The sequence below is a fragment of the Gammaproteobacteria bacterium genome (genome assembly GCA_013696315.1).
GTDB lineage: Bacteria > Pseudomonadota > Gammaproteobacteria > JACCYU01 > JACCYU01 > JACCYU01.
On sequence record JACCYU010000104.1, the window covers coordinates 1 to 4,115 of the forward strand.

The following is a 4,115-nucleotide window of genomic DNA, read 5'->3' on the forward strand; positions in this document are numbered from 1 at the left end:
GCGCGGACCTGCGCATCAGCCAGCTTGCACAAGCGTTGCCGGATGAGCTAAAGCTGACCGCGAAGGCGTATGTCAGCGGCGGGCTTGCGCATCTGGCCGGCCTCATCGAGCAGTATCACGATCAATCGCAGCAGCACATGGACGCGGCGGGCTTGCGTGAGCTCGAACACCTGCAGCGGCGCATCGACGCCGAGGGCGGCTGGGATCTGGAACGCCGCGTGGAGACGGTACTCACCGAACTCGAAATACCGGGGGACGCGCATCTCGAGAACTTATCCGGTGGCTGGCAGCGTAGAGTCGGGCTCGCTCGCGCACTGGTGTCCAATCCCGAACTGTTGCTGCTGGACGAACCCACCAATCATCTGGATCTGGCCGCGATCGAGTGGCTGGAAAACCGCATCCGTAATTATCAGGGCAGCGTGCTGTTCATTACGCACGATCGCGCGTTCCTGCAGAGGCTGGCGACGCGTATCGTCGAACTCGACCGCACGCGCCTGACCAGCTGGCCGGGCGATTACCAGAATTTCCTGCGGCGCAAAGATGAAGCGATGAACGCGGAAGCGCTGGATCGCGCCGGCTTCAACAAGAAACTGGCCGAAGAGGAATCGTGGATACGTCAGGGCATCAAGGCGCGGCGCACGCGCAACGAGGGCCGGGTGCGCGCGCTGGAGGCGATGCGCGTGGAGTTCGCCGAACGCCAGCGCTTCAGGCCGGAACAGTCCGCGCGCATTCATATCGAGCAATCCGAACAGGAATCCGGGCGCAAGGTGATCGAGCTGAAAAACGTCACGCACGGCTACGGCGGCGAGATCTTGATAGAACATTTATCGCTCAAGGTCATGCGCGGCGACCGCATCGGACTGATCGGCAACAACGGCGTCGGCAAAAGCACTTTGCTGCGCATTATGCTTGGCGAGCTGGCGCCGCAAGCCGGAGTGGTCAAGCTCGGCACCAATCTGCAGATCGGTTATTTCGACCAGATGCGCCGCGAGCTGGACCCGGACAAGACCATCGCGGAACTGGTGAGCGACGGCCACGATTACATCAAGCTCAACGGCAAGGACCGTCATGTCATCGGCTATCTGCGCGGCTTTCTGTTCAGCGCCAAACGCGCCATGACCCCGGTCAGAGCGCTCTCCGGCGGCGAGCGCAACCGCGTGATTCTGGCGCGCCTGTTTACGCGGCCATCGAATCTGCTGGTGCTGGACGAACCGACCAACGACCTGGACGTCGAGACCCTGGAAGTGCTGGAAGACCGGCTGGTCGAATATCAGGGCACCCTGATCGTCGTCAGCCACGACCGCGAGTTTCTCGACAACGTCATCACCAGCACCCTGGTGTTCGAGCCCGATGGCAAGGTGCGAAGCTACGTCGGCGGTTTCAGCGACTGGGCGCGCCGCGGCCGGCAACTGGCGGAAAAGGACGATCCGAATCGCGCGGGTATCGAAACCCAGCGCGCACCGGATAACGGTGTCGATCGAATCAGCGCGCCTGCCGTAAAGCCGCCCAGAAAACTGAGCTACAAATTACAGCGCGAGCTGGAAAAACTACCCGATCGTATCGAATCCTTGGAGAACGACATCGCCACACTGGAGTCGCAAACCGCCGAACCTGAGTTCTACGCACAGCCGTTCGAAGAAGTGCAGCCAGTGCTGGAAAAGCTAAAGACGAAAAAGGACGCACTGGAACAGGCGGTGGAAAGGTGGGCGGAGCTGGAGAGTCGGTAGGTTTAGCGCGTGCCTTGCGCGACCAGGCGAGCGGAGGTGCGCGCCGACACCGTGAACGCAAAGAAGGGACCGAATTCCTGGGTAGCGAGCAGGCTGGTGATGAACAAACCCGGGATCGTCGTTTACAGATTGTCATCGAGCATTGGGCAACCGTCTCGTAACCCGAGCTTCGACAGCAGGTTGCCCTGAGCTAGCAGCGGCACCTTCGAGATGTCCGCTTTGTAGCCAGTTGCGAGAATGATCTGGTCGACCGCCAGAACGCTTCCGTTATTTAGCGCCACCTGTATTTCTCCGTCGGGGCGCGTCATGGCTTCGATTTGCGTACGCGGCCACAATTTAATCTGGTGCGTCCGACATCTCGGCTCAAGCCACGGTTCGACTTTGAGGCGACCCTCCACCCAGAATCGATAATTGAGCGCCTCGCGTTCGTTCGACGGGAGCGCGCGATACCAGCCCGGCGCGGTCACGAAACGTTCGATAAGTGGGTTGACCCAGGCCCAGTCCGACTCGACGAAACGCGGGCTGTCGTGGCGATACGAGACATGCACGGTCTCGGCGCCGGCATCATTGAGCAGGGCGGCCCACTCTAAGGCGCTCTGGCGTCCGCCGACGACAAGACAGCGTTTGCCTTTGAGACCTTCCAGGTCAACCAGATCGCAGGTGTGCTTAAAGCGGTTCCGCGGCAGGCGAGCGATCAGTTCCCCAGGCTGGTGCGCGAAGTGCTTGAACCCAATGGCGAGTAGTACGTATTTGGCGCGTATGATATCGCCGTTCTCAATCTCGGCTTGAAACCGGGCGCCCCGACGGTCCACCATGTCGAGGCGGCGAACGTGCGAAGGCATGGCCTCAATCGCGGCTTGCTGCTGAAACCATTGCGCGTAGCTCAAATAAAACTCAAGCGACAACGGCGTCACATCGGCGGATTTGAGTCCCTGGTCATCCACAAAGCGTTCGATCGTGTAAACACAAGCGGCATCCAGATGCCAGTCGCAGGCGGAGCGCAGCAACATGCCTGCAGGCATGTGTTCCTTACAGAAGGACATGGGGTTGCCGACCACGAGATGATCGATATCCAGATGCCGGGTGTACGCAGCCATCGCGAGTCCGAATGGACCCGCGCCGATGATCAGGAGATCACATTGCCTGTCCACAATTCTGCCCGAGAGTCGCACGCGTGAACACGCGCATCATTCAATTATTCAATGCCTGCCCATCATCCGCCATCGGGGAGAAAGGCGACGATGCGCAGCGGGCCGCCGCTGCCGCCTTTGATCTTCATCGGCAGCGCGACGATCTGTATTCCCTCCACTGGAAGTTTATCTAGATTAGCGACATTCTCGAACGCCGGGATGTCATGCGTCATCAGCGCCACGTGGCTGCCAAAGGTACTGGATTGTCCATAGTCGATGCTGGCGGTGTCTATGCCTACCGCGTTGACGTCTCGATTGCGCGTTAACCACGCGGCCGCGTCGGGATGTAAGCCCGGAAAATTTAGTTCGGCGACGCCTTCGGGGCCGCGTTTCGCCGTACCTAAGTATTTAACCGCATCAGGCCAGTACTGGCCGAATCCTGTTTGCAAGAGCACGATGCTGCCATCGGGTATCCTGCCGTGGGCGGACTCCCAGTCGGTAAGATCTTCGGCGCTGATCTGGTGGTTCCGGTTTGCGTTTACTCTCTCCGAGACATCTATTTTTACAGCCGGCGCGATAAGCTGCGTCACGGGGATTTGATCGAGCGTCTTACGGCCTTTTGCGAAGTGGATCGGCGCGTCGATATACGTGCCGCCGTGCTCGGCGGCACAGAACTGATAGGCTGCATAGTAATAGCCCTTTTCCGTCATCCCTTCAGAGACGGTATGCAGCTTGAACGGCTTTGCCGTCGGCCAGTAGATGGTTTCAGTGGACAGGTAATAGGTGAGATCAATCCATTCACCAGGTGGAAGCAAGGCCGCTCTGTCACAACCCGCCGCGAGTGCAAGAAGAAGCAGAGACAGCAACCAGGCTGGTTTGGATAACATCGATGTACTCCGATTTGCTCAATCATCGCGTGGCGCGAACCGGCGTCTCGTTAAGCGCGCGATCGAGACGCTGTTGTGACGTCTCCGATTCAATCGGCGCCTGCTTGCCTCTCATCGAGTACCGTATAAGGCTTCCCCGCCTCGCCGGTAAAGAAAACCAGGATTTTTGTCGGCGCCTTGCCGCGGGTAATGCCGTTGTGAGGCACGCCGACTGCCTCGGCAAAAGCTTCTCCAGCCTCGTAGTGAATACGCTTACCGCCCCTTATTTCTATCGTCACGGCGCCCGAGAGGATGTAACCATAGGTGGGATAAGGATGCGTATGCCAGCCGGTTTGCTTGCCCGGAGCGATCTCCACTTCCAGCGCGGTGAC

At 59.4% G+C, this 4,115-nt stretch carries 4 protein-coding genes; 1 reads left to right on the top strand and 3 read right to left on the bottom strand.

The window, feature by feature from the left end:
- A partial coding sequence (locus tag H0V34_06350; protein MBA2491332.1) for an ATP-binding cassette domain-containing protein occupies nucleotides 1-1,727 on the top strand: 1,727 nt, incomplete at its 5' end.
- A gap of 122 nt (nucleotides 1,728-1,849) precedes the next feature.
- Here H0V34_06350 and H0V34_06355 read toward each other — a convergent pair.
- From H0V34_06355 to H0V34_06365, 3 genes are all read right to left on the bottom strand, one after another.
- The gene (locus H0V34_06355) at nucleotides 1,850-2,878 is read right to left on the bottom strand and encodes an NAD(P)-binding domain-containing protein (GenBank protein ID MBA2491333.1); all 1,029 of its coding nucleotides are present in this window, start codon (nucleotides 2,876-2,878) and stop codon (nucleotides 1,850-1,852) included.
- Between the two features lie 62 nt (nucleotides 2,879-2,940).
- Nucleotides 2,941-3,744 (bottom strand): cyclase family protein, encoded by an 804-nt coding sequence (locus H0V34_06360; GenBank protein MBA2491334.1) that lies wholly within the window; start codon nucleotides 3,742-3,744, stop codon nucleotides 2,941-2,943.
- Between the two features lie 89 nt (nucleotides 3,745-3,833).
- On the bottom strand, nucleotides 3,834-4,115 hold a 282-nt coding region (locus H0V34_06365; protein MBA2491335.1), incomplete at its 5' end, for a cupin domain-containing protein.

What these genes read in the sequence shown, in the direction of transcription:
- H0V34_06360 (MBA2491334.1), bottom strand. Translation starts at nt 3,744, where the DNA reads ATGTTATCCAAACCAGCCTGGTTGCTGTCTCTGCTTCTTCTTGCACTC.